Source organism: Pseudomonas sp., from assembly GCF_050739655.1.
GTDB lineage: Bacteria > Pseudomonadota > Gammaproteobacteria > Pseudomonadales > Pseudomonadaceae > Aquipseudomonas.
Map to the genome: position 1 here is coordinate 1 of NZ_JBOIBY010000193.1, position 3,205 is coordinate 3,205.

Sequence of the window (3,205 nt, forward strand, 5' to 3'; positions counted from 1 at the left end):
GCGATAGCGGTGTGTCAGCCTGCACATCTATTCGCTGACACGACGCCATCGCGGGCAAGCCCGCTCCCACAGGGTTTTGTGGTGGTCAGCCATCTTCTTCTATATCCAACAACAGATTTTCCAGCGCCTCGCGGTATTCGCCCGGTTCCTTCCACATCCCCCGCTGCTGCGCTTCGAGCATGCGTTCGGTCATGTCGCGCAAGGCATGCGGGTTGTGTTCACGAACAAAATCCCGGGTGCCGGGATCAAGCAAATAAGCATCCGCCAGCAACGCGTACTGGTGATCGTCGATCAACCGGGTGGTGGCATCGAAGGCGAACAGGTTGTCGACGGTTGCGGCCATTTCGAACGCGCCTTTATAGCCGTGGCGTTTGACGCCTTCAAGCCACTTCGGATTGGCCGCCCGGGAACGAATGACCCGATTCAGTTCTTCCTTGAGCGAACGAATTTTCGGCAGGTCCGGCTGGCTGTGGTCGCCGTGATAACTGGCCGCCGCCTCGCCGCTGAGACTTTCCACGGCGGCGAGCATGCCGCCCTGGAATTGGTAGTAGTCATTGGAATCGAGCAGATCGTGCTCGCGGTTGTCCTGGTTTTGCAGCACCGCTTGCACCTGGCTTAAACGCTGGGCGAACTGATCGCGGGCAGCGGTGCCTTCGTCGGAACCGCCGTAGGCATAGCCGCCCCAGTTCAGGTACACCTCGGCCAGGTCATCGCGGCTCTGCCACAGCCGCCCGTCGATGGCGCCCTGCACGCCCGCGCCGTAGGCACCGGGCTTGGCACCAAAAATCCGCCAGCCGGCCTGACGCCGTGCGGCGTCTTCATCGAGCCCCGATTGCAGTAACGCCTCGCGCTCGGCCCGAACCTTGGCTGCCAGCGGGTTGAGATCGTCCGGCTCATCCAGCGCGGCAACGGCCTGCACGGCGGCGTCGAACAACCGGATGAGGTTGGCGAAGGCATCGCGGAAGAACCCCGACACTCGCAGCGTAACGTCTACTCGCGGCCGGTCGAGCAGGCTCAACGGCAGGATTTCGAAGTCATCGACCCGTTGGCTGCCGGTGGCCCATACCGGACGCACGCCCATCAGCGCCATGGCCTGGGCGATGTCGTCGCCGCCCGTGCGCATGGTCGCCGTGCCCCACACCGACAGTCCGAGCTGACGCAAATGATCGCCATGGTCCTGCAGGTGGCGCTCAAGAATCAGGTTGGCCGACTGGAAGCCGATGCGCCATGCCGTGGTGGTGGGCAGGTTACGCACGTCCACCGAATAGAAGTTGCGCCCGGTGGGCAGCACGTCCAGGCGGCCACGGCTGGGTGCGCCGCTGGGGCCGGCCGGGACGAAGCGGCCGCTTAAGGCGTCGAGCAAGCCGCGCATTTCCGCAGGGCCGCAGGCGTCGAGGCGGGGGGCGACGACTTCGCGTAGATGGTCAAGGATGGCTTGGACTTCTATCCACCCGTCCCCTTGTGGGAGCGAGCCTGCTCGCGATGGTGTATCTGCAACATTGGTGTCGACTGACACTCCATCGCGAGCAGGCTCGCTCCCACATAGAACAGCATCTGCCGAAAGGACACGAAAAAGTGGCGTCAGAGTGGCGCTGAGTGTGTTCCCGGTCAAGGAAAAACCACCGCGCAGGTCGGCCGATAGATTGGTGCCGGAGACTGTGCTAAAAAGGCTGCCATGTCGTGCTGGCCCTTGAGCATCAAGGGTTTCGAGCCGTTAAACGGACAAATTGATTCACAAAGGCGACGGTAAAGTCACTATGGAACAGCACCCCAGCGCCTTGAAGGTCATGGTGATCGACGATTCGAAGACGATTCGTCGCACCGCCGAAACGCTGCTCAAGAACGTGGGTTGTGAGGTCATCACGGCCATCGACGGTTTCGATGCCCTGGCCAAGATCGCCGACAATCACCCCGGCATCATCTTCGTCGACATCATGATGCCGCGTCTGGATGGTTATCAGACCTGCGCTTTAATCAAGAACAACAGTGCCTTCAAGTCAACGCCAGTGATTATGCTGTCGTCCAAGGACGGGCTGTTCGACAAGGCCAAGGGGCGTATCGTCGGCTCCGACCAGTTTTTGACCAAGCCTTTCAGCAAGGAAGAACTGCTGAGCGCGATCCAGGCCCATGTTCCGGGCTTCGCCGCCGTTTTGCCGCAGTAAGACACCTACAGTGACGCTCGGCCAACGGGCCTTGTGTCGACAAGAATGGGGAAGACCATGGCTCGTATTCTGATCGTCGACGATTCGCCGACTGAAATGTACAAACTGACCGGCATGCTGGAAAAGCACGGTCATGAAGTGTTGAAAGCCGAAAACGGCGCCGACGGTGTAGCCCTGGCCCGCCAGGAAAAACCCGACGCAGTGTTGATGGACATTGTCATGCCGGGCCTCAACGGCTTCCAGGCAACCCGTCAGCTGACCAAGGATCCGGACACCGGGCACATTCCGGTGATCATCATTACCACCAAGGATCAGGAAACCGACAAGGTCTGGGGCACGCGCCAGGGGGCCAAGGATTACCTGACCAAACCGGTCGACGAAGAAACCCTGCTCAAAACCCTGAATAACGTGCTGGCCGGTTGATCGTCCGGCCATGACCGAGTCGCTGACGGCTTTTGAACTGCTGCTGCAGATCGACCAGCGCTGTCGCCTGTTGGCGGCGGACTTGCCGTCCCAGCCGACCCGACAGGACAACTGGAGCGGCATCGGTTTTCGCTTGGGCGAGCACTGGTATGTAGCGCCCATGGGCGAGGTCAGTGAAGTCTTGCACGAGCCGCGTTTTACCCAGGTGCCAGGGGTCAAGCCTTGGGTAAAAGGTGTGGCCAACCTGCGCGGGCGCCTGCTGCCGATCATGGATCTGTGTGCCTTCTTTGGGCACGAGCTATCGGTGGCTCGCCGGCAGCGGCGGGTGTTGGTCGTGGAACATCACGAAGTGTTTGCCGGGTTGATGGTGGATGAGGTGTTCGGGCTTCAGCATTTTGCTCAGGACAGTCTTGAACCGGTGGATAGGCTGGATGGCCCGATTGCACCGTTCATTCAGGGCCGGTTCGAGCGCGAGCAGAGTTGGCAGGTGTTCAGCCCGTTTGCGCTGGCGCAGTCCCAGGGGTTCATGAACATCGCGATATAGTCACGGACCCTGTGGGAGCTGGCTTGCCAGCGATGGCATCACCTAGGTTCGATGTGAGACCGAGGCGCTTGCATCG

Annotated in this window: 3 protein-coding genes and 1 pseudogene; 3 read left to right on the forward strand and 1 reads right to left on the reverse strand. The window is 60.9% G+C overall.

The window, feature by feature from the left end; translation table 11 throughout:
• Positions 1-85 precede the first annotated feature (85 nt).
• A pseudogene (locus tag ACRESJ_RS09335) lies at positions 86-1,423 on the reverse strand (cobaltochelatase subunit CobN); the annotation flags it as partial.
• A 334-nt stretch (positions 1,424-1,757) separates the two neighbouring features.
• Here ACRESJ_RS09335 and pilG point away from each other — a divergent pair.
• Genes pilG through ACRESJ_RS09350 form a run of 3 tightly spaced genes read left to right on the forward strand, consistent with a single transcriptional unit; the run spans position 1,758 to position 3,129 of the window.
• Positions 1,758-2,162: a twitching motility response regulator PilG gene (gene pilG / locus ACRESJ_RS09340; RefSeq protein ID WP_431757653.1), complete on the forward strand. Its 405-nt coding sequence runs from the start codon at positions 1,758-1,760 to the stop codon at positions 2,160-2,162.
• A 57-nt stretch (positions 2,163-2,219) separates the two neighbouring features.
• Positions 2,220-2,585 (forward strand): twitching motility response regulator PilH, encoded by a 366-nt coding sequence (gene pilH, locus ACRESJ_RS09345; protein WP_431757654.1) that lies wholly within the window; start codon positions 2,220-2,222, stop codon positions 2,583-2,585.
• A gap of 10 nt (positions 2,586-2,595) precedes the next feature.
• Positions 2,596-3,129 carry a chemotaxis protein CheW gene (locus ACRESJ_RS09350; protein WP_431757655.1) on the forward strand — a complete coding sequence of 178 codons (534 nt, stop codon included), beginning with the start codon at positions 2,596-2,598 and terminating at the stop codon, positions 3,127-3,129.
• The last annotated feature ends 76 nt before the right edge of the window (positions 3,130-3,205 follow it).

Coding starts and splice junctions, on each gene's coding strand:
- pilG (WP_431757653.1), top strand. CDS start 1,758: ATGGAACAGCACCCCAGCGCCTTGAAGGTCATGGTGATCGACGATTCG.
- pilH (WP_431757654.1), top strand. CDS start 2,220: ATGGCTCGTATTCTGATCGTCGACGATTCGCCGACTGAAATGTACAAA.
- ACRESJ_RS09350 (WP_431757655.1), top strand. CDS start 2,596: ATGACCGAGTCGCTGACGGCTTTTGAACTGCTGCTGCAGATCGACCAG.